Below are 203 nucleotides of genomic sequence, written 5' to 3'. Positions count from 1 at the left end.
AGAAGTGAAACGCCGTAGCGCCGATGGTAGTGTGGGGTCTCCCCATGTGAGAGTAGGGAACTGCCAGGCATCAAATTGCAGTAAGCCGGGGTGACAACCGGTGGTAATAAAGCGAAAAAATTCGGTGGAGCGGTAGTTCAGTCGGTTAGAATACCTGCCTGTCACGCAGGGGGTCGCGGGTTCGAGTCCCGTCCGTTCCGCCA

Annotated in this window: 1 tRNA gene; it reads left to right on the top strand. The window is 56.7% G+C overall.

What is annotated here, in order from left to right:
• The first annotated feature begins 126 nt into the window (after positions 1-126).
• Positions 127-203: transfer RNA gene (locus tag L2I46_RS29490), tRNA-Asp, on the top strand.

Source organism: Klebsiella sp. 2019SCSN059 (assembly GCF_021739525.1).
In the GTDB taxonomy this organism is placed as follows: domain Bacteria; phylum Pseudomonadota; class Gammaproteobacteria; order Enterobacterales; family Enterobacteriaceae; genus Klebsiella; species Klebsiella quasipneumoniae.
This window is presented reverse-complemented; position numbering and strand designations above follow the sequence as displayed.